At 58.9% G+C, this 21884-nt stretch carries 20 protein-coding genes and 1 pseudogene; 17 read left to right on the top strand and 4 right to left on the bottom strand.

The annotated features are described in order from the left end of the window. Positions 1-6 precede the first annotated feature (6 nt). From JKL46_RS18750 to JKL46_RS18705, 10 genes are all read left to right on the top strand, one after another. Positions 7-516 (top strand): cupin domain-containing protein, encoded by a 510-nt coding sequence (locus JKL46_RS18750; RefSeq protein ID WP_201835798.1) that lies wholly within the window; start codon positions 7-9, stop codon positions 514-516. A gap of 57 nt (positions 517-573) precedes the next feature. Further along, on the top strand, positions 574-1101 hold the full coding sequence (locus JKL46_RS18745; protein ID WP_201835796.1) for a HupE/UreJ family protein: 528 nt from the start codon (positions 574-576) through the stop codon (positions 1099-1101). A gap of 461 nt (positions 1102-1562) precedes the next feature. Further along, entirely contained in the window at positions 1563-2726 is a 1164-nt protein-coding gene (locus JKL46_RS18740) for an acyl-CoA dehydrogenase family protein (RefSeq protein ID WP_201835794.1), read from the top strand. Between the two features lie 21 nt (positions 2727-2747). Continuing rightward, positions 2748-3854: an LLM class flavin-dependent oxidoreductase gene (locus tag JKL46_RS18735; protein ID WP_201835792.1), complete on the top strand. Its 1107-nt coding sequence runs from the start codon at positions 2748-2750 to the stop codon at positions 3852-3854. Between the two features lie 76 nt (positions 3855-3930). Beyond that, positions 3931-4998, top strand: coding sequence for an ABC transporter substrate-binding protein (locus JKL46_RS18730; RefSeq protein WP_201835790.1), 1068 nt, complete (start codon positions 3931-3933; stop codon positions 4996-4998). A gap of 10 nt (positions 4999-5008) precedes the next feature. Further along, positions 5009-6025 (top strand): ABC transporter permease, encoded by a 1017-nt coding sequence (locus JKL46_RS18725; protein ID WP_201835788.1) that lies wholly within the window; start codon positions 5009-5011, stop codon positions 6023-6025. Beyond that, complete coding sequence (locus JKL46_RS18720; protein WP_201835825.1) at positions 6019-6813, top strand: ABC transporter ATP-binding protein; 795 nt, start codon at positions 6019-6021, stop codon at positions 6811-6813. Before JKL46_RS18725 ends, JKL46_RS18720 begins: the two co-directional genes overlap by 7 nt. 22 nt (positions 6814-6835) lie before the next feature. Continuing rightward, positions 6836-7375 (top strand): YcnI family protein, encoded by a 540-nt coding sequence (locus JKL46_RS18715; protein ID WP_201835786.1) that lies wholly within the window; start codon positions 6836-6838, stop codon positions 7373-7375. Continuing rightward, positions 7372-9000: a CopD family protein gene (locus JKL46_RS18710; protein WP_201835784.1), complete on the top strand. Its 1629-nt coding sequence runs from the start codon at positions 7372-7374 to the stop codon at positions 8998-9000. Before JKL46_RS18715 ends, JKL46_RS18710 begins: the two co-directional genes overlap by 4 nt. 396 nt (positions 9001-9396) lie before the next feature. Then, positions 9397-10020 (top strand): RBBP9/YdeN family alpha/beta hydrolase, encoded by a 624-nt coding sequence (locus JKL46_RS18705; RefSeq protein WP_201835782.1) that lies wholly within the window; start codon positions 9397-9399, stop codon positions 10018-10020. Between the two features lie 84 nt (positions 10021-10104). Here the strand turns inward: JKL46_RS18705 and JKL46_RS18700 are convergent, their stop codons facing one another. After that, positions 10105-10611: a hypothetical protein gene (locus tag JKL46_RS18700; protein ID WP_201835780.1), complete on the bottom strand. Its 507-nt coding sequence runs from the start codon at positions 10609-10611 to the stop codon at positions 10105-10107. Between the two features lie 318 nt (positions 10612-10929). Between JKL46_RS18700 and JKL46_RS18695 the strand changes: the two genes are divergently transcribed. Then, positions 10930-11250 carry a hypothetical protein gene (locus JKL46_RS18695; RefSeq protein ID WP_201835778.1) on the top strand — a complete coding sequence of 107 codons (321 nt, stop codon included), beginning with the start codon at positions 10930-10932 and terminating at the stop codon, positions 11248-11250. 265 nt (positions 11251-11515) lie between these two features. On the opposite strand, the gene JKL46_RS18690 is transcribed toward JKL46_RS18695, so the two are convergent. Together JKL46_RS18690 and JKL46_RS18685 are read right to left on the bottom strand one after the other, a co-directional pair. Continuing rightward, positions 11516-13837: a molybdopterin-dependent oxidoreductase gene (locus JKL46_RS18690; RefSeq protein ID WP_201835776.1), complete on the bottom strand. Its 2322-nt coding sequence runs from the start codon at positions 13835-13837 to the stop codon at positions 11516-11518. Between the two features lie 49 nt (positions 13838-13886). Continuing rightward, positions 13887-14636, bottom strand: a complete 750-nt coding sequence (locus JKL46_RS18685) for a GntR family transcriptional regulator (RefSeq protein ID WP_201835774.1) — start codon at positions 14634-14636, stop codon at positions 13887-13889. Positions 14637-14932: 296 nt separating this feature from the next. Here JKL46_RS18685 and JKL46_RS18680 point away from each other — a divergent pair, with 296 nt between their 5' ends. The 4 genes from JKL46_RS18680 (at position 14933) to JKL46_RS18665 (ending at position 18418) form a co-directional block, all read left to right on the top strand. Then, a complete protein-coding gene (locus JKL46_RS18680; protein ID WP_201835772.1) occupies positions 14933-15721 on the top strand; it encodes a MetQ/NlpA family ABC transporter substrate-binding protein in 789 nt (262 codons plus the stop codon). Continuing rightward, entirely contained in the window at positions 15696-16325 is a 630-nt protein-coding gene (locus JKL46_RS18675) for a carboxymuconolactone decarboxylase family protein (RefSeq protein ID WP_201835769.1), read from the top strand. The genes JKL46_RS18680 and JKL46_RS18675 overlap by 26 nt, the downstream gene beginning before the upstream one ends. Before the next feature lie 47 nt (positions 16326-16372). Next, on the top strand, positions 16373-17083 hold the full coding sequence (locus JKL46_RS18670) for an aspartate/glutamate racemase family protein (protein WP_201835767.1): 711 nt from the start codon (positions 16373-16375) through the stop codon (positions 17081-17083). Positions 17084-17305: 222 nt separating this feature from the next. Next, positions 17306-18418, top strand: coding sequence for an NAD(P)/FAD-dependent oxidoreductase (locus JKL46_RS18665; protein WP_210381400.1), 1113 nt, complete (start codon positions 17306-17308; stop codon positions 18416-18418). A 177-nt stretch (positions 18419-18595) separates the two neighbouring features. Here JKL46_RS18665 and JKL46_RS18660 read toward each other — a convergent pair. After that, positions 18596-18975 (bottom strand): annotated as a pseudogene (locus tag JKL46_RS18660) (NAD(P)(+) transhydrogenase (Re/Si-specific) subunit beta); the annotation flags it as partial. Positions 18976-19293: 318 nt separating this feature from the next. On the opposite strand from JKL46_RS18660, the gene JKL46_RS18655 reads away from it, so the two are divergent. Further along, on the top strand, positions 19294-20886 hold the full coding sequence (locus tag JKL46_RS18655) for an ABC transporter substrate-binding protein (RefSeq protein WP_201835764.1): 1593 nt from the start codon (positions 19294-19296) through the stop codon (positions 20884-20886). 68 nt (positions 20887-20954) lie between these two features. Further along, positions 20955-21875 carry an ABC transporter permease subunit gene (locus tag JKL46_RS18650; RefSeq protein ID WP_201835762.1) on the top strand — a complete coding sequence of 307 codons (921 nt, stop codon included), beginning with the start codon at positions 20955-20957 and terminating at the stop codon, positions 21873-21875. The last annotated feature ends 9 nt before the right edge of the window (positions 21876-21884 follow it).

The following is a 21884-nucleotide window of genomic DNA, read 5'->3' as shown; positions in this document are numbered from 1 at the left end:
ATAATCATGACACATCATAGTCACGATCACGATGATTTACCCCATACGCATGATGGCGAGGAGCGCTGGAAGCATGACGGCGTCCGTGTCATCAAAGGCGATCGCCTCGATCCCAATACAGCTCAGACGCCAGGCATGTTTCGTCAGGCCGCGATCAATCACGCGCGGGTCGGGGCACAAAAGATATGGGCCGGTACGGTCTCAATCCAAGCCAATGCCAAAACCGGGGTGCACCATCATGGCGAACTCGAGAGCGTCATTTTCGTGGTGCGCGGCCGCGCGCGAATGCGGTGGGGAGACCATCTGGAGTATGTGGCGGAGGCAGGGCCAGGAGACTTTATCTACGTGCCACCGTATGTCCCGCACCAAGAGATCAACGCCAGCCCGGACGAGCCGCTCGAATGTGTGCTCGTGCGATCGGACAATGAAGCGGTTGTCGTCAATATCACAGATATCGATCCGGTCGAAACGCCGGAAGAGGTCTACTGGGTTGACCCGATTCACAAGCACCCCTGACCGGTGGGCATGACAGCCTAGCCGTTCCCACAATCATCATCATTGCCGGATCTTGTCATGAACCCTCTCCGCTTCACGTCGATACTTGTCGCCATGCTCGCGGCCTCTCCTGCCCTTGCTCATACCGGTATCGGAAGCAGCGCCAGCTTCTTCGATGGTGTGGCGCATCCTTTCACCGGCGCCGATCACTTACTGGCGATGATCGCTGTGGGATTATGGGCCCGTCTGCTTGGGCCGCGTGCACTTGCCCTGCTCCCCATCTCCTTCCTAGCCGCGATGCTTGCAGGTGCCTTGGCTGCTATGACTGGGCTGGCGCTCCCGTTGGTGGAGACGGGGATCCTCATTTCAATTCCTGTGCTTTGGGCAGCCATCGCCTTCCGGATCAAGCCGCCGATGGCCATCGCATCTGCGCTTTGCGCTGCGTTCGCATTCGCTCACGGCTTCGTCCATGGGGCGGAACTGAGGGAGGGAGCCAGTCCGATTCTGTACTCCGTTGGCTTCTTGTCAGCGACAGGCCTTCTCATTTTCTGCGGTGCCCGCGTTGCGCTTTGGGTGCTCTCTCGTACCGAAGCAGCGAAGCGTTGAGAAGGGTGCGGTTCGGTGACAGGACACCCGAAGGGCCTGACCACCAGCGCATTTGGAAGTGTACGTGATCGAACCTTATCGATGGGATCGGGTTCGACCCACCGGGTCATGACGACATAACACCATCGAACGCACCGCAAGACGGGTGTCACGGAGCGTGTGAGGCGGTCGTCCTGGACCGTTCGCCGACAATCCTCGGGATGGCACCATCAGAGTTGAAGATGCGCATCCGAGGGGCGGTGCAAAGGAAAAAGCGCTCGGTTTCATCGTTCTTTTAGAAGAACATTCCGTTTGACAAAGCGTATTATTCTCGACACTCTCTGGTCTAAGCTCATGGCTGCAAGCACAGCGAAGTAGAGCGAGAATCGTTCAAGACTATACGCGTGGTTGACAGCCTCGTCGGTAGCAAGTCCAGCCGCTCGGTGCTTGTCGAGCGTATCAATTTTAAAAGGAATGCATCGATGACGGCGACTTCATTTCGCCCCCGTGTTGCGACGTCCGAAAATCACGTTGATGCGGCAATCCGGCTGGCGTCAATCTTCTCGGAGAGCGCGGCTGATCTCGATCTCACCGGAGCATTCCCAGCCGGAAACTTCCGCCTGCTGCATCAATCGGGTCTCGTTGCACTGACCGCGCCTGTTGAACTGGGTGGTGCTGGTGCGGGACTCACAGAGACTGCTGAGGTGATCCGGGAGATCGCCCGGGGCGAGCCATCGACGGCGCTGATCCTGATCATGCAGTACATCAATTTGGCCCAACTGCTCAAAGGGCGCTGGCCGGAGCATCTGGTCCGCGCCGTTGCCCGCGATGCAACCGAGCGTGGCGCACTGATCAATGCACTCCGTGTCGAGCCTGCCCTCGGCACCCCGCTCCGTGGCGGGCTTCCGGACACGACAGCACGACGCGTTGGTGACGCCTGGCTGATCAGCGGCCGGAAGATCTACTCAACCGGTGCGGAAGGTCTCACGTGGGCCATCGTATGGGCGAAGACCGACGAGGATGAGCCCCGTGTGGGAGGCTTTCTGGTTCCAGTCCAAGCCCCAGGTGTCCAGGTTGAGAGGACTTGGGACCCGATCGGCATGCGTGCAACGGGAAGCCACGATGTCGTCTTTGACGAAGTGCGAGTTCCCCTCGACCATGCCGTTGACATTCGGGCGCCCTCTGAATGGGCCAACCGGGAGGGACAAGCGCCCTGGTTCGGGATCCTGCCCGGAGCCCTCTATACCGGTATCGCTGAAGCGGCACGTGATTGGCTCGTGCGCTTCCTAAAGGATCGTGTTCCCAGCAACCTTGGTCGGCCTCTTGCGACGGTCCCTCGCATCCAACAATCCGTCGGAGAAATCGAGGAACTGCTTGCTGTCAACCGGCGCCTGATCAGATCCGCCGCAAGGGACGTCGACGAGGGACGGCCGTTAAGCCAGTCGGAGGCCGGTCTCATCAAAGTGGTCACCACCGAGAATGCCATTGCGGCGGTCGAGAAAGCACTGAAGCTCTCGGGCAATCACGGCGTTTCACGCGCCAACCCCCTGGAACGTCATTATCGCGATGTTCTGTGCGGTCGCATTCATAGCCCTCAGGAAGACACGGTCCGGACCAGTGCCGGCCAACTCGCCTTGGGCATCTAGTCCATACCGTCGGAGGATCTTATGCCAGTTGAATTCATCGGTTACATCGGGAACTTCAATGCATCAGAGGCCGTTGCCCGCTCAGGCCCTGTCATCAACCGCCAACACATCGCAGCGGCAGCCGCTATTCACGAAAATGGAGGTTTCGACCGGGCGCTGCTGGCATTCCACTCCACCTCGCCGGAGAGCATTCTGGTCGGGCAGTATGTGACGTCGATCACACGCCACCTCAAGCTGATGATCGCTCACCGGCCCGGGTTCACGGCGCCGACGGTCGCGGCGCGGCAACTGGCGACCCTCGATCACTTGAGCGACGGTCGGATCGCCGTCCATATCATTACCGGTGGGAACGATCAGGAGCTGGCGCAGGATGGTGATCATCTGACGAAGGACGAACGATACGCCCGCACGAGCGAGTATCTCGACATTGTCCGGCAGGAATGGACAAGTCAGCAACCGTTCGACTATCATGGACGGTACTACAAGGTTGTGGGCGGCTTCTCCGAGGTGAAGCCGCAAGGCCCTGACGGGATCCCCATCTATTTTGGCGGTTCGTCCGAAGCGGCGCTCGCAGTGGCAGGCAAGCACGCCGATGTTTATGCCCTTTGGGGTGAAACCTACGCGCAAGTAGCGGAGACGGTTGAGCGCATACGCGCAGCGGCGGTCCCGTTTGGACGCACCCCTCGCTTCAGTCTCTCCCTCCGTCCCATTCTCGCGGAAACCGAAGAGGCGGCATGGGCGGAAGCTGACCGGATCCTCCAGCGTGCCAAAGCACTTCGTGCTGCCGGCGGTGAGCGCCTGATCAAGAATGGCTCCGAGGCACCGCCGAACGAGGGATCGCGCCGCCTGTTGGCCGCGGCGGCACAGGGGACTCGGCTGGATAAGCGCCTTTGGACTGAACTTGCCGCTTTGACAGGGGCCAGCGGCAACTCAACGTCGCTGGTTGGGACGCCCGATCAAGTCGCCGACGCCATGCTCGACTATTACGACCTGGGTATCACGACGTTCCTCATTCGCGGCTTCGATCCGCTCGAAGATGCCTTCCAATACGGCCGTGATCTCATCCCGCGTGTCCGTGCTCTTGTTGCGCAGCGTGACAAGGCGGGGCCGCGCGAAGCGGCCGCTTAAAAAGACAACAGACGGAGTCGTTTCGACCCACATCGACTGTGGAATCACCCATCAGGCTGACGATTGGAGACTGACAATGAGCTGGATTCAGAAAACTGGGACCCGTGCGCAGAATGGTGCTGCGGTCAACCGATCCGATCGCCGGACCTTCCTCAAGGCTGCCGGAGCGCTCGGGCTCGCGGTCCCACTGGGCGCGCTCTCGATCGGCAACCTTGCGGCACAATCTGCGCCTGCTGCAGGGCAGCTGAAGAAGATCAAGTTTGCAACGAATGCGACAGCAATCTGCCTCGCGCCGGTGTTTGTGGCGCTGGAGCATGGCATCTTCAATAAGTACGGCCTCGACGTAGAGTTGGTCAACTTTGGCGCCTCGACCGAGGCACTGCTCGAGGCCATTGCGACCGGCAAAGCGGATGGCGGCGTTGGCATGGCGCTGCGCTGGCTGAAGGCGCTGGAGCAGGGCTTCGACGTCAAGATCACCGCTGGCACCCATGGAGGCTGCTCACGGCTCGTCGCGCTAAAGTCTGCGGGCATCACGGACCTCAGGCAACTGAAGGGCAAGAAGATCGGCATCTCGGACCTTGCCAGTCCCGGGAAGAACTTCTTCTCGATCCTCCTGCACAAGGAGGGGCTTGATCCCGTCGCCGATGTGGAATGGCGGCAGTATCCAGGGGAGTTGCTGCAGCTCGCAGCTGAAAAGGGAGAGATTGATGCCATCGCGGATGGCGATCCCAAGGCTTACTTCTGGCTCAAAGATCCAAAGTATCTCCAGATTGCATCCAATCTCGATCACGGATTCGAAAATCGTGTCTGCTGCATCGTCGGCCTGACAGGACGCCTCGTGCGTGAGGACAAGCCGACCGCGGCCGCGCTCACCCGAGCCCTTTTGGAGGCGCAGGATTGGACGGTCGCTAAGCCAGAGGATGCTGCCCGGGTGTTCTTGCCCAACGCTCCCAAGGACAAGAGCATTGAAGATCTCGTAGGGGTGTTGCTGGATCAAACGCACGGCCACAATCCCACAGGCGCTGATCTCCGTCAGGAAATCGCACTGTATGCGCAGGAACTTCGCGACGTCCGGGTGTTCAAGAACTCGACCGACCCGAACAAGTTCGCGGAGCGCGTCTTTGCCGATGTGCTGTCGGCATGAGGAGCGGACGATGAGCTTGGTCGATCCCGCGCTTTCCAAGAACGCCGACGCTGTCTTCCAGGACGTGCCGGTTAAAAGTCGCCCTGTGGTCTGGGGGCTCGGATTGGCGGCGGCGGCTGCCTGGATTGCCGCCGCCGCAGTCATTGAACTTTGGCCAGAAACGATACCGCAACCATATGGGCGGGAGCTCGCAGTCATCTCTTTGGTGATTGCTCTCGCCCTGATCCTTGTCGCCGTCACAGGCCGACTTTTGGGAGCCATTGCCACGACGGTACGCTATTATGGCGCCTGGGCCATTGCGGCAGCCCTTGGTCTTGTGATCTGGGAAGTCGTGACGGCGAAAACCGGTCTGTTGCCGGTGCCATTCTTCTCTTCGCCTCAAAGCATCCTTGAGGTCTTTCTGGACGATTGGATCCGTCTGGGCACCAGCGTCTCATACTCGGTGGTTTTGCTCGCTAAGGGGTATTTCTTCGGGGCGCTCACCGGGTTCATCATCGGCGTAACGATCGGGTGGTCGCAGGCGGCGAGCTACTGGGTTCATCCTGTCCTTCGGATCATTGGTCCATTGCCGGCGACCGCATGGCTTCCGCTTGCCTTCTTCATCTTTCCCACAAGCGGCTCCGCAAGCGTGTTCCTGATCGCACTTGCCACTGCATTCCCGGTGACGATCCTGACCTGGTCAGGGATCGCCAGCGTCAACCGCGACTATTATGACATCGCCCGGACGTTGGGCGCGAAGCCCGCATTTCTGATCCTCAAAGTCGCGATCCCGGCGGCCTTGCCACATGTCTTCGTCGGACTGTTCATGGGCCTCGGCACATCGTTCGCCGTTCTTGTCGTGGCGGAGATGCTTGGCGTCAAGGCCGGGCTTGGTTGGTATCTGCAATGGGCCCAAGGATGGGCTGCCTACAACAATATGTACGCGGCACTTCTGGTAATGGCGCTCATGTGCTCGACGCTGATCACCGTTCTGTTCCGGGTGCGGGACTGGACGCTGTCATGGCAAAAAGGACTGGTCAGATGGTAGCGATAGAGTTGAACACGGGAGCGCGTCCTGCGGCGGGTCAACGGATAGATATCTCAAGCCTGTCACATCAGTTCGAGTTGGAAGGCGATCCTCTTCCGGTCCTCAATGACGTCGATTTCTCGATTGAGCCGGGTTCGTTCGTGGCGCTGCTCGGCCCCTCAGGATGCGGAAAGTCGACGCTTCTTCGCCTGCTCGCTGGCCTTGATCATCCAACCCAGGGCGAGCTTCGGGTCGATGGGTTGCCGGTCGGAAACCCGGACCCTTCCCGGATCCTCGTGTTTCAGGACCCGACGCTGTTTCCATGGCGCACCGTCTGGGACAATGTCGCCTTGGGCTTGGAGGCCCAGGGTATTCTGAGGAAGTCCCGGTCCCGGGTCGATGAAGCCATTCGGCTCGTTGGACTTGGCGGCTTCGACAAGGCCTATCCCCATCAACTGTCAGGCGGAATGGCACAGCGTGTGGCGCTCGCACGCGCGCTGGTGAACGATCCACGCCTCTTGCTGCTCGACGAACCCCTTGGAAAGCTCGACTCGCTGACCCGTCTGACGATGCAGACCGAGCTCGTCAACCTGTGGCAGCGAGCCCGGCTGACCGCTGTCCTTGTGACCCATGATGTTGAGGAAGCGGTGTTCCTGGCCCAGCGTGTTGTGATCTTCGGACCGCGGCCGGCGCGCATCATCGCCGATCTGACCGTTGATCTCCCCTACCCGCGTCACCGTGGCGATTCCCGTCTCACTGAGCTTCGTCGTGAAGCATTGAGCCACCTCGGTCTGGCGTCCACCTGGTAGATCCCCATTTATCGGAGTTCCCATGAAAAGCCTTAGACTTAGCCTCCAAGCTGGCCTCGCGGCCGCTGTGCTGGCAGCCCCGCTTTGTGCTCAAGCCCATGTTAGTTTTGAGAACAAGGAAGTGAAAATTGGCAGCACCGTTAAGTTCGTGCTGGTCATTCCGCATGGATGTACTGGATCCCCGACGGTCGCGCTCAAAGTCTCGGTGCCGCCTGAATTGACAGAGGTCAAGCCACAACCAAAGCCAGGCTGGTCGCTGAGCACCACAATCGAGGAGCAGCGTATCGCAGCCGCGGGATCGGATCTTAACGGCCACGGCGGTCACGGCGCCGACGTTCGGGAAATCTCCTGGTCGGGCGGCAAACTCGAAGATACTCACTTCGATGAATTCATCTTTCGCGCGAAGGTGCGCAGTTCGTTTACAGGATCGGAGATCTTTGTTCCGGTCGTGCAACAGTGCAGTGCTGGAGCGCAGCGTTGGATCGAGGTTCCACTGTCGGGCCGATCCGCTGATGACCTGACGCATCCAGCGCCGTCGGTCAAAATCCGGTCGGGATCGTGAAAGCCCTTCATTTTGCTTTGTATCGACTTCTCAGACAAGTTGGCCTTGCCATCTTCGGGCTCCTACTGTTCACTGCCGCAGCATCAGCGCATGCTCAGCTGGTCCGCTCCGATCCTGTCGACGGGGCAGTCGTTGGGTCGGCGCCTGGAATTATTACTCTAACGTTCTCCGAGCCTGTCAGGCCGTTGGTCGCTCGGCTTGCCCTTCCAAACGGCCAGATCGTGGTCTTGAAAGAGATCGGTGCGAAGGGTTCTGTCATCGCTCTGTCGCTTCCGGATATCCATGCATCGGGAACCTATGTTCTCTCGTGGAGGGTAGCGTCAGGGGATGGCCATCCGATCGGTGGTGGATTGGTATTTTCGGTCGGCGCCCCTAGCGCTGCCGCTCCGATGAACGACGGACAGTTCGAGCCTCTGGTCCGTGCCGGACTCTGGTCGACTCGCTTGCTTCTGATGCTCGCCCTGATTGTTGGCGTCGGCGGCGCCGGATTCTATGCCTTGATTGGCCGGGAGAACCCCGAAGGCGGAAACGTTGAGATTCCAACCGCGATCGCTGTCGGCCTATTGATGGTCCCTCTCTTGATTGGATTCCAGGGCCTCGATTCATTGGGAGCCCCGTTGTCGGACCTGCTGACAGCACCTGTATGGGCGGCAGGGATCCGCGCAACAAGCTATGGCAGCTCCATTCTGATCGCGGCAAGCGCACTGATCGTGGCCTATGCATCGAGGTTGCTCAAGTACACGTCAAGGTCGGGTATGGCGCTGGCAACGACAGCTTTATTGCTCGCTGGATTGGCGAGCGCCAGTGCCGGTCATGCTTCGACGGCACCGCCCCGAAGTCTTACGGCTCCGGCGGTGTTCCTGCACACGGTCGCAGTTCTGCTTTGGATAGGGTCCCTTCTCCCTCTTGTCGTAGCATTCACGCGGAATCGAACCACCGCACCGAAGGTATTGCGGCGGTTCTCGTCTTCTATTCCAGCCATCATTGGGGTTCTCGGATTATCAGGAATCTTGCTGGCCTTCGTCCAGATCCGAATGCTTCCTGCACTCTGGTCGACGGATTATGGAATCGTGCTTCTTGTGAAGCTGGCCTTGGTCGCTTCCATCTGTGTCTTTGCTGTGTTGAACCGATACTGGTTGACAGGAGCTGTTATCGCAGATGATCGGCGTGCCACGCAGTCGCTCATCCGCAACACTCGTGCCGAGATCGTGCTCGGCACTCTCGTCATCGCGGTGCTCGGCCTGTGGCGCTTTACTCCCCCGCCGCGTGCGATGTCCCTTACTCATGCGGCCGACGGACAGCAGATCAAAGCCAGCAGAGATGGTGCGAGTGCGACACTGACAATCCGACCTCCTCTGACCGGTCCTGTCAGGGTCGAGGTCGGTGATATTCAGATTGACGGAAAGCCTGTCGAGCCGATCAGCGTCAAGATCGAGCTCGACAAACCCTCCTACGGGATCGGACCCTTTGTGCGCGAGGCCCGCCAAGAGGATCAAATCTATCTGGGTGACGGGTTCGTGTTGCCCCTCGATGGGTTCTGGATTGTGCGGGTCACAGTGCTCGTGACCGAATTTCGTTCGGTCACATTGACCGACGTTTTTGATATCTCAAAAGAGACTCGTTGACGCGTAAGCGACCGAGGTCTGCAATCGTTCACACCGTTACTCGTCAGCCTTTTTGATCTCACAGCGCTGGCCTTGCTCAACGGACAAAGCCGCAGATTCTTCTGAAGCTCGCGTCCGCGGTATCTTGGCACCCCGAGATGATCATGTGGAGACAAAGCGTCTTGGCTGTCGACGGATTGATGCAATTCATGCGATCCGCTACTTGGAAAAAGCGCAGCCGAATCGCCTCTCACAGATGAAATAACGCACAAGAATGTTGAGCACGTAAAATAGACCGGCAGCTTATTCGATCGATAAGAGAAGCATATACTCCACGATAGGCTGATTTAGGTGTTCCGTTTCATTGACCGGTCCGACATCTAAGGCAACAATCCTCACTTGTTTGGGAAATGGGCGATGACAATTCTGATTGTGCCTGGTCTATATGGATCTGAACGGGAACACTGGCAAAGCTATTGGGAGGCAGAACTAGACGGTGCTGAGCGGGTTCACCAACAGAACTGGGATACGCCGGACCTTGAGGCTTGGCTCGAAGCCCTAACGAGCCATGTCAGCAGATCGCCAGACGCCATTTTGATCGGTCACAGTCTCGGTGCGGTCTTGATCGCGCACCTAGCAGCGCGGTACCCCGAGTTGAAAATTGGCGGAGCACTGTTGGTAGCACCAGCTGATCCAGAATTGTTGCAATCAGTGATACCCAGTCTCGCATCTTTCGCTCCACTTCCTTCGGTCCACCTCGGCTTCCCGTCTGTTGTGGTCGCCAGCCATACGGATCCCTACATGACATTGGACCGTGCCCGGAGCCGTGCCGCCTTGTGGGGTGCGACATTTGTCGATGCCGGAGACGCTGGGCACATCAACGTCGCCAGTGGCCATGGTCCTTGGCGAGAAGGCCGGAAATGGCTCAACCTCTTACCCAAGAGGCAAAGGAGCTTCGGTCAACGTTCGTTACGTGGCCCGATCGGGCGGGCATCGATTGCAGGCGAGCAACCAGGTATGGCGCCCTGCCAGATACAGTAGGTTCATGTGTCGCCCTGGAAAGCGCATCGTATGCCGACCGATTACGCGCCGACATACAGGCAGCGACGTCCCATAGTTGAGGGCTTAGTAAATACCGACCAGCCACCCGTGAATTTTGGCGAACAGCGGATGCTCATCGACGGAGGTGGGTGTTGAGGCCTTCTGCTGGACATTGTCCAGCCGGGTCATCACTTCCTCAGATGTCACCGCATCAGCCTGCCGGCCGATGGCAAGGGCGCCTTCGAGCACTGCCATACCGTCTCGCAATGGAAGCCGCCAGCGCATGCGCGCAGCAATGTACGCTGCCCGTTCGCGCTCGACCTGGGGCGTGTCGGCACAGGCCAAGCGGCTCACAAACGGAAGCAGTCGCTGCCGCTCCTCATCGCAAGCCTCGTCGTTCAGCTGCATCGCCAGCCGGCAGATCGGACGCGAGAAACAGGCCGGCATGTCCTCGACCGAGCGCACAGGCTGGTACGGGAAGCCTGCTGCCACGATGGCCGCCTCGTTGATGCAGGTGCCACCGTCCTGGCCGGGGAAGGTGTGTGAGCCCTGCTTGAGCTTCCAATTCAGGATGTGATCGAACTGGTCCATCGCAGCCATCCTCATGGCGCCCCCGTTTGGAAAGGTGGTCCCTTTGCACCACTCCTGTCAATCCAGACGATACGCCTCGACTTGCCCTGGCAAAGTCCCGATCGGATAACACGAGGGCCATAGCCGGGCGGGAGCGTCAAAGTAACCAGTGCCGCACGCCGCACGCTGGCCTCAATTCTGCGCTCTGTCGTGGCCGCGGTGGACAGGGGGCCGCCATACCTTTCACGGCAGGCGGGAATTTCGTTTCCATCTGGCCTTTACTATCCTAACTTCGATGACTGCCAGAGAAATGGCAGGTGCATGATCCGGGAGGGGAACATGGGCGAATGGGCCACGGTCTATGAAGATGAGATTGAGGGGCAGCTGGTCACCTTAAAGGTCTATCGGAGCGATCAGGAGGCGGATGATGACGACGGCGACGACGGGCCGGCCATTCGGGTCACGACCACCTCCGCGGAGGAGTACCCAAGTGCTCTGGAGGCGGATAAGGACGCCGATACGCTTCTGCTCGAGCGCGAGTTGACAAAGCGTCCCATCACATTGGAGCCGTACAGCCTCGAAGACCTTGAGGGAGAGTTGATGGAGGTCGGGTTCAGTCCGGAAGCGGCTGCCCAGATTGCCAGCAAGGTCCCTGTCTAAGCCGCTTAGCAGCCATACGAGGGTTAGGGCTTGTCATGTAGCACATGGCCACAGTGCAGAGGCACGATTGGCACCGGCAATAGCCCTCGCGCCCGGAGTGAAAATGTCCGTAACGAAGTTGGTGCTTCGCCAAAGGCAGATTTCCTAGGCGGAGCTCAATGCAGGGCTTACCATTGGGACGCCCGTTGCGCTAACGCGAAACAATCCAGCCCTTCGGCCTTCCCAGTTTTCGATGGCGCAAGGAAAATTCCTTAACCAGCATCACCTACCGCCCTCGCAGTATTGGTGGTGGCTCGTAGCTTGTAATTGGCGGCAGAGAGCCATTGTACACTTGCACTTCGACAAGACAGGAATGCGCACTCGGTCCCTGGGCCAGCGCGGATGTGCCACGATCGGGCGTCAACACGTTAGGGTTGCCGTGCTTGTCCAATGAACCAGATACGCCTGGCTCGAGAGGATCGTACCACGCCCCAGTGGACAGCTGGACAACCCCAGGACGCACCTCATCCGAAACGCACACGCCCGCCAGGCAAGCGCCACGATCGTTGAAGACACGCACGATGTCGCCGTCTGATAGCCCGCGGCGTGCCGCGTCTTGCGGATTCATTCGAATGGGCTCGCGCCCTGCGATCTTGGCGTCTCGTGCATGATGGCCATGGTCGTACTGGCTGTGCAGCTTTGTAACCGGCTGGTTCGAGATCAGATGAAGCGGGAAGCGACCTGCGGCAGGCGCTCCGAGCCATTCCGATGATGGAAGCCAAGTAGCGTGGGCTGGGCAATCCGCATAGCCGAAGCTTGCGATCCGCTCCGAGAACAACTCGATCAAACCCGATGGTGTCGCAAGCCGGAACTGCGCCGGATCGGTTCGGAAGTCGGCGAGGAGCGGCTTGACCGCGACGGGTTCCGGCAACTGGGTGACGCCTTCGCGCCAGAAGGCATCAAAATCCGGAATCTCCATGTCAGCGGCGGCGATGCGCTGGCGCGCCAACCCATAAAGATGCCGGAGCCAACTCTCCTCATCGCGTCCTTCCGTGAAAGCCTCCCCGACCCCAAGCCGTGAGGCGAGCGCGGAGAAGATCGTAAAGTCGTCGCGGGCTTCTCCGGCCGGCTCCGTCAGGCGGTGGGAGGCTGCAAGCATCCTGTCTCGGTTCGCACAGACGAGATCATTCCGTTCAAGCTGCGTGGTGACCGGCAGGACAATATCCGCATGCCGCGCGGTCGCCGTCCACCACGGCTCATGAACGATGATCGTCTCAGGACGCTTCCAGGCCTGCACCAGCCGGTTCAGGTCCTGGTGGTGGTGAAACGGGTTGCCGCCGGCCCAGTAGACGAGCCTGATGTCAGGGTAGACGCGCCGTTCGCCGTTGAAGTCGTAGCTCTTGCCTGGACCCAGCAGCATGTCGGCGATCCGGGCCACGGGGATGAAATCGTCCACCGCATTCTTGCCCTGCGGGAGCGAGGGCCATGGAATTTCGTGGTCGGCGTTCCCAACTCCGTTGACCGAACCATACCCGAAGCCGAACCCGCCACCGGGCAGCCCAATCTGGCCCAGCATGGCGGCAAGAGTGATAGCCATCCAATAGGGTTGCTCGCCATGATCCGCCCGCTGCAGTGACCACGACATCATGAGGAAGGTCCGTCCGGCTGCCATGCGGCGGGCAAGCGCGCGGATCTCCTCCGCTGGAATTTCGCAGAGGCTAGCCGCCCAATCCGCCGTTTTGGCAACACCGTCCTCGGCGCCGGTCAGATAGGCCTCGACTTGGGCAAATCCGGTTGTGTAGCGCGCAAGGAAAGCCCGATCGTGCAGATTTTCACTCAGCAACGTGTGGCAAAGCCCGAGCATCAGTGCGACATCCGAGTTCGGACGCGGTGCCCACCACTCAGCGCCCAGTTCGGTGTGGGTGTCGTTGCGGATCGGGCTGATCGAGATCAGCTTGGCCCCGGCGTCGCGGCAGGCACGAAGTCCCTCACGCAGGGTATGGCGGCTGAGGCCGCCGGAGCTGACCTGCGCGTTCTTGTGAGAGGCGCCGCCGAACATGACGATCAGGTCGGAATGGCCGGCGAGCAGACGCCAGGGCGTGTGCCCGGCGGCCAGCCCGCGCCGATCTCCGATCACATGCGGCAGGATTGTATCGGCAGCGGCAAAACTGTAATTCTGCACCGAGCGCGTGTAGCCGCCGATCGTGTTCAGGAATCGGTGTATTTGGCTCTGCGCATGATGGAACCTGCCGGCGCTCGCCCAGCCATAGGAGCCGCCATAAATCGCCTGGTTGCCGTGCTCCCGCCGGACCCGGTCGAGTTCACGCGCGACAAGTCCTAGAGCATCGTCCCAACTCACCTCAACGAACGGCTCGGCGCCCCGACCCTCGCCGCCGGCTGCCGCACCGTTCTTCAGAAATGAGCGCCGCACCGCCGGCCGCAGGACTCGTGCAGGGCTGGTTCTGGCGGCGATCATCGCGTTGGCAATCGGCGACGGATCCGGATCTCCCTCGTAGGGAGCAAGCGAAACCGGCACACCTTCGTCAAGCGTCACCCGATAGGTGCCCCAGTGGGTCGCCAGCGTCGGTTTGTCTGGTGATGGTAGCATCGTCTGTCCTCGTTGGAGACCGCCTGCCCTGCCCTGCCCTACCCGTCCGTCAGGCAAGCGAGCGGGCTGGGATCTCCTGATTGTGGGGTGTGCCCGCAGCCTCCAATGTGGCGATGGCTCGCCTGGCACCGGAGAGATGCTCGACGAGGAGGCGCGAGAGCAACGGCCCATCGCGCTGATCGAGGGCGGCTAGAATGGCTTCGTGCTGGCTGCTGACGAACGTCCACTCCTGCTGCTGCATGATGGCGAGGTAGCGGACGCGGTAGAGCCGGAGGTTGAGCTGCGCGTGCACCTCGATAAGCGACGCATTGCGCGAGGCCTTGATGATGCTGAGATGGAAGGCTTGGTTCGCCCGGAAGTAGCGGAGACGGTCATTCTGCTCGAATGCCGCTAGCATCTCGTTTTGCCAGCCATGGATTGCAGCGATATCGGTCGTTCGGGCCCGCTCACAGGCCATTTGAGCGCCCAACGCCTCCAGCGAGGAATAGACCCGCAGCAGGTCGCGCATCTCCTCAATACTCATATCCGTGACCACTGCGCCGCGGTTAGGAGCAAGCTCGACCAGTCGCTCCACGGAAAGGATCTTCAAGGCGTCGCGAAGCGGGGTTCGGGAAACATTGAGTTCTGCCGAAAGCGGGACCTCGCGGATGCGCTCACCGGGCTTCAGCACATCATGGATGATCAGGTCGCGCAGGTAGGAGGCAATCTGCTGGGGCAGTGGCTGGGCGGCAACCGGCGCTGAACCTCCATCGAACGGTCGCGCCCCGACAAACGGTAATGGTTCGTCATTTCCGCTCATGAGAAGCCACCCACTCTGCCCGTTTCTGTCGCTGCTTCGTTGAATCGAGCTGAGCCGTTTGGCCCATGTTCGCCCGTTGTGCAGCAGAAAACTGCCAAAGGAAGCCTTGATTGCGTCAGACTGTTCTTATTAACGTACAAAACGTCCTCTTTTGAGAAATTTCCGCTCCGAAGGCCTTGTGAATTTAAACAGACCCTGCATAGTAAGCCGACATGATTATTGTATGCAATCAACATATGTCGCATTGATGCTTGCAACTCCGTAGCATCGAAGCTGTCCATTAGGAGAAGAGTCTTATGACGATCCGCATCCTTCAAAGCGTTGCCGCAGCACTTCTGATGGCTGTAAGCAGTGCATCCTATGCCGCCGAAGGCGCTCTTCGGGTTGGGGCATCTCCGGGGCCTTACGCTGACTTCTTGAAAGAGGCGGCCAAGAAAGCCAGTGCTGAAGGCCTCAAGGTTGAAGTGACGGAGTTTACGGAGCCGACCCAGATCAACGAAGCCACCCAGGCTGGTGACATCGACGTCAGTAACTTCCAGCACGTGCCCTACATGCAGAAGCAGAACGAGTCGCGCGGGTACAAGATCGTGGCCATCAAGCCCGCCTTCGTGGCTCCCGGCGGTATCTACTCAGCGAAGTACAAGTCTCTCGCTGAGATCCCGAACGGGGCGAAGATCGGCATCCCGAACGATCCGGCGAATGAGTCCCGGGCCCTGGCTCTTCTTCACAAAGCCGGTCTGATCAAGCTCAAGGACGGATCCTCGATCAACGCCAGTGTCCGGGACATCGCGGAGAACCCGAAGAACTTCGATATTGTCCTGCTTGACGAGATCATGCTGCCGCGCTCGCTGAGCGATCTCGGGGCCGCGTTCGTGACCCTCAACAAAGGTGTCCTTGCTGGACTCGATCCTAAGACTGCCATTACACTGGAAGATAAGACGTCACCGTGGGCCATCGTTTGGTCTGCCCGCAATGACAAGGTCGACGATCCTCAGATCAAGCGCTTTATCGCGGTCTTTGAGTCCGAGCCGATCAAGAACTACATCGTTCAACGGTTCAATGGCACTGTCATTCCTGCTTGGTAGCAGTCCTTTCCATCAGCCCGTAGGTTCAGCGGGCAGGATTAGAAGACTTGAGAGACACGAGGTCACAATGAGCAGGGTTAGTGCTGTCGAGCGCGGGCATGGGAGTCTCGAGCAGGATGCCGCATACGATGACGAGGTCGCCCGCGTGGGCCAAGTCACGAATATGAAGAAGGCAATCCTGCATTCCCTGCCCGCTTATCGCACCTACAAGGGCTTCTACGAACTGCAGAAAGCCGCCAAAGAGCTTGTCGGAGTGCGAGCCTTCAACGTTTTCGCCTACGCCATTTCGACTGGCTCCGACTGCGTTCTGTGCGCCACATTCTTTCGCCGACTCTTGAAAGAGGCTGGGATTGAGCCGAGGGACTTCACGCCGAGCGAGATCGAGGCCGTCCTCCTCAAGGTCGGTCAAGCCATCGGAGAACAGCGAGGGAAACTCTCCGACGACATCTGGCAGGAACTCAGGCAGCACTTCGATGAGGCCGGCGTCGTCACGCTGATTGGCTTTGCCGGAACGATGGTCGCCACGAACATCTTCAACTCGGTCCTCGAGGTTGACTTGGATGCCTACCTTGAGCCGTTTGTGGTGGAGCTGGAGCCCGCATAACGTGTCCGAATCCACGGGCCGGCATCATGTTTCACATTGGATAGCACATGCGTAAAAAGACATTCTATGGTGTCACCATCGGCATCCTGATGGTCAACACGAGTTTCCAGCGTTACCTTGGCGACATCGGCAACGCCGAGACATGGGAGTTCCCCGTCCAATATAAGATTGTCCAGGACGCTGTGCCGACCGGCATGACAGACCTTCACAATGTGAGCCTTCTTGAGCCCTTCAAGAAGGCGGCGCAGGAACTGATTGATGCCGGGGTGGACGGGATCACCACGACCTGCGGGTTCCTGTCGATCTATCAGCGCGAACTCGCTGAGTTTTGCTCCGTGCCAGTGGCAACCAGCAGCCTTCTGCAAGTCCCAATGGTTCAGCAATTGATCCCGACGGGCAAGCGCGTCGGCGTCATGACTTACAACGGCGAGGTTCTAAATGGACGATACTTCGACGCTGTCGGCATTCCCCACGATACCCCGGTCGCAGGTATGCCCCAGAGCTCGGATTTCGTCCGGTGGATCAAGCATGGCGATACGAGCGTGCCTTACGAGACGCTCAGGTCCGAGGTTGTGGATGTCGCCACACGCTTCGTGTCAGAGCATCCGGAGATTGGGGCGCTCGTGTTGGAATGCACGAACCTGGCCCCGTTTTCGGCCGACATCAGCGAAGCGGTTGGGCTTCCGGTCTACGATACTGTTTCGCTTGTCAATTGGTTCCATGCTGGGCTGAGGCCGCGCCGGTATGCGAGGTTCTAAGGATCACTTGGAGGGTACACCGGGGAGGAGGGTCACGGGATGCGGCAATGGGTACGTACTCGACTGCGCAGGCTTCTCCGACTGGTGCTCCAGGCCAATTGGGAAACGAGGCTGAACCGAATCGATCTTCAGACTCGCCGCTACTTTCGCTAACGTGCTAACATCAGAGCGAAGCAATCCTCGTTGCCACCCTACTATCAACTGATCAAGAAGGAAGAGCCTGTGGCCCAGCGGTCGTTCATCGTCATCGGCGCAGGAGTGATCGGGGCCTCCGTTGCTTTCCGGCTTGCACAAGGTGGAGCTAAAGTCACCGTTGTCGAGGCTGGCGATATTGGCAGAGGAACGTCGTGCAACAGTTTCGCGTGGGTCAACGCACATGACAAAAGCCCACGCGCGTATCACGACCTCAACGTCGCTGGAATGGCCGCCCACAAGCACTTAGCCAAAGAACTGCGCGGCGACTGGTACTACGAGTCCGGCTGCCTGGAGTGGCGTGGGGCGGCTGATCGGGAAGCCCATGTCGCCAACGTCGGACGCCTTCAAGACTGGGGCTACAATGCCCAGTGGATCACAGCCGATCAGGCGCTCAGCTTCGCTCCATCCATCGATCCAGCAGCACTAGGAGAGTCTCCGGTTGCGTGGTTTCCTGATGAGGGATGGGTCGATACAACCTCTTATGTGCGCGGCCTGCTTGCGGCCGCCTCGGCGCTTGGTACGACGGTGGTGACGAACGCGAGAGTGACGGGCGTTGAGTGTGCCGGTCATAAGGTTGTGGGTATCAAGACAGAGACAGGCACCTCCTATCGGGCAGACACCGTTGTTAATTGCATGGGCCGGTGGGCCGACGATCCTGTGCTGCCAAACGAACTTCAGGTTCCTATGAGCCCCAGCTATGGCTTGCTCGTGTATGTGCAGGCACCGGGCGTCCACCTGAACCGTGTGTTGTTTACACCGCACTGTCATGTCAGGCCTGACGCGTCCGGCATGCTTCTTATTTGCAAGAATGATGCCATCCACGCGCTCGGCCCCAACTACGTTATTGATGTGGCAATGCCGGAGGCCAACGCTCTTATCCAAGAGGCGAGCAAAATTATCCCGGCGCTGGCCTCCATGAGGGCCAGTGAAGTCAGACTTGGAATACGGGCCATTCCGGCAGATGGTTTACCGGCAATTGGGCCGTTTCCCGGAGTTGACGGATACTATGTTGCGATAACGCATAGCGGAATTACCCTCGCGCCTGCGATTGGCTCCATAGTAGCGGCAGAGTTACTTAATGAAGACTCCGAAGTGACACTCAGTGCTTTTCGACCGGACCGCCTCATTACAGCGCCGTAGAAAATTATCATAGCAGGCCAGCGAACTACCGAAATGACATGGCTCTGCTGCTGGACAGTAAGAAGTGCATTCTGCAGGGCGCGAAGCAGGTGCTATTGAGGAGCCGAAAAAGGCTTCATCAACGCCAAACACGATAGCTGCAGCCGATCGATCTCCCTCCCAACAGTGCGATATCACCTATGCTGGGTGAACTATGCTGGCTTTGGCATCGCCGTAGGCGAAACGGGTGTTCTCCTTGTAGAATAGCGGGTTCTCGATTCCCGAATACCCTGTTCCCTGCCCGCGCTTCGACACAAACACCTGCGTGGCCTTCCACACCTCCAGCACCGGCATTCCGGCGATCGATTTGTTGGTATCCTCCTAGGCGGCCAGATTGACGCTGTCTTTGATCCGATGACGATCACCACATCAGTGTCGGCAAAGTCCGCGTCGATCTCGTCCATTTCCAGCACGATGTCGCACGGCACCTTTGCCTCGGCCGGCCGCCCTTTCATGTGCCCAGGCAGGTGGCCCGCCATCGGGTGGACGGCAAAGCCCATCTCTTTGCCTTTCGCCCACATCGGCCGCATCAGTTGCGACGTCGGGCGTCAACGCAAAGGATTCATCGAATCCTCGCTTGCCCATGCCGGTCTGTTGCCGCTTGGGGAACCAAACTTCTATTTAGACGGCCAAAAAGAGAAGAAAAGCGTCGTTTTTCAAGTTCTATGAGAAGAACATTTCGTTTGACAGAACGAACGATGTTGTTGTCTACTTGATCAAGGATAAGCGCATTTTCGGACTAATGCGTTGTTTCTCAAGTATATTTTCATAATAAGCGGGCGTCATTCCAGCGCCCTTCTAATGCGTCTGGAAATGACAAACTCCGGAGAAAACTGATGCCGTCGACGACACTGGTGAAACACGTTCTTCTTGCAGGAACTGCGCTGTTGATTTCATCAGCCGGCGGGGCGATTGCTGCAGACCAACCAGTCTCAGGCGGTGTGCTAAAGATCGCGGTCCATGAGGCGCCGGTCTGCATCGATCCGATCCAGATCACTAATTTCACGCCGCTCAATATCGCACGGAACTTCGCTGTCTCCCTCACAGATCAGGACCCTGTGACCGGCGAGGTTAAGCCCTGGGTCGCCAAGCGATGGGAGGTCAACGAGAACGCCACTGAATACACATACTATCTTCGCGATGACGTGACCTATGCTGATGGGCAGAGACTTAACGCCGAATCCGTGAAAGCCAACCTCGACAACATTCGGAAGACTATCGGGCCTAAAGCCAACCGCGCCTATAATTACCTAACGTACTATGACGGCAGCGATATAGTCGACGAGTACACGATCAAGATCAAGTTTTCGCACCCTTCTGGCCACTTTCTAACGGCCGCATCCTCGGCTTGGCTTGCTCTTTATTCCAACGCGACCCTTGCGAAGACACCAGAGCAGCGTTGCGCCGGTGCGCTGATCAGTGCAGGCCCCTTCAACCTCACGAAATGGTCACAGCTCGAAGGCGCTACGCTCGAGCGCCGGGAGAATTATGCCTGGGCTTCTCCGAGCTCCGCAAATCCCGGCAAGCCGTATCTCGAACGCATCGAGTTCATCATCGCTCCAGAAGACAGCGTGAGAACTGGCCTTCTGGAATCGGGTGGAGTCAAACTCATTACAGCTGTCGGCGTCGCGGACGAAGAGGCTATCAAAGCAGCTGGTTTTACGCTCAAGGAGGGCCGCAATCCTGGCACTCCCTATGGTATTCAATTTAACGTTCAGACCCCGATTCTGAGCGATAAAAAGGTGCGTCAGGCCCTGCTCCACATCATTGACCGCGAAGAGATGCTCGGCGCACTTGAAAGCTCCAAAGCAGTCCCATCGACGGGGGTGCTCGTTGCTTCCGTACCCGGCGCCATCGATCAATCCTCAAAAATCGCCTACGATCCAAAATTGGCCAATAAGCTCCTCGACGAGGCGGGTTGGAGTGCGCGAGATACGAACGGGATCCGGCAGAAGGACGGAAAGCCCCTCCGCATTGTCCTCAGCGGATATGGCAACTACCGCGGGCAAGCCGAATATGTGCAGCAGGCCGGGAAAAAAGTCGGCGTCGATTTTGCTCTCGCGCTGATCCCAGTCGGAAGCGACATCGTGAAGGATATCCTCAATCCGCATAAGTTCGAAGCGATCTTTGGCAATGCGACCGAGGCCGACCCTGACGTCCTTCGCTCCTATTATGGCCCCGAGCAGCGCAACGTGCCCAACAGCAATGACGCATGGCTGAAGAAAGCTGTGATCGATCAGCTCGGCTACGGCAAGCTTGAGGATCGGTTTGCCAAGATCGCGGAAATTCAGGACCATCTTGTCGAAGAGGCTTATGTCAATCCGCTTTATCCGGTGACACAGGTTCTCGCCTTCGATCCCAAACTGAAGGGCGCATTGCCAGATGTACTGGTCCGGCTCCGCCTTGAAGCAGCTTGGCTGGACAAGTGAGCACCCGAGCCTCTGGTCAGGCAGCAAGCGCCAGGCCTTCGCGCTGGACCTTTGCTCGCCTGCGCCCCGTGCTGACGAAGAAGCTGCTGCAGGCAGCCTTTGTGGCCTGGGCGAGCTTTACGCTTACCTTCGCCATTCTCTACTGGCTGCCCGGCGATCCGGTCTCCATCATGCTCGGTGCAGATGCCCAAGTTGACCCTGCCGCATTTGCAAAGATCCGGGCGCAATACGGCTTCGATCGCCCACTGATCATCCAATATGCGGATGCCTTATGGCGGGCGCTTCATCTCGATTTTGGAACGTCCTTGGTGACGGGCAAGAGCGTGACGGCCTCCATCGCCGAAGCGGCACCTGTCACTGCCCAACTGGCTTTCATTGCTCTTGCGCTCAGCGTGATCCTCGGCACAACGCTGGCTGTCTTGTCACTGGATCTCCCAGGGTTCCCTCGCTTCGGAGTAATTTTTTCGAAGATTCCGTCGATCTTCGTGGCGGTGCCTACCTTCGTCGTCGGACTCCTGCTGCTGCAATTCTTCGCGTTCACATTGCGCTGGGTTCCAGCCACGGGGAGCGATTCCTGGCTGACGCTGGTCTTGCCCGCCCTGACGCTAGCTATTCCAGGCGCAGGCCTGCTCGGACAGGTCCTGAGCAATAGCCTGCATCAGACCTACAGCGAAACGTTCATCCGCCTCATGCGGTCGCGGGGGTATTCCGAGCTGCGCATCCTGGGTCATGCGTTGCATAACGCCTCCCTCCCCGCCTTTACGATGGCCGGGCTCATCGTTGGCGGCACGCTTGCAAGCTCTGTCGTGACGGAGACGGTCTTTTCCCGCCAAGGCATTGGGCGACTGATGCAAATGGGCGTCACCAACAAGGACATCAACCTCGTCTGTGGTCTCATTGTCTTCTCAGCACTGACCTACGTGGTGATCAATCTCCTCGTCGATCTGCTTTATCCGCTTCTCGATCCCCGCGTCGAATACAGAGCCTAACCCTTGCGG

It is taken from the genome of Microvirga zambiensis WSM3693 (assembly GCF_016735695.1).
In the GTDB taxonomy this organism is placed as follows: Bacteria; Pseudomonadota; Alphaproteobacteria; order Rhizobiales; family Beijerinckiaceae; genus Microvirga; species Microvirga zambiensis.
Note: the sequence above shows the minus strand (reverse complement) of the source record. Positions and strands in the feature narration are given on the sequence as shown.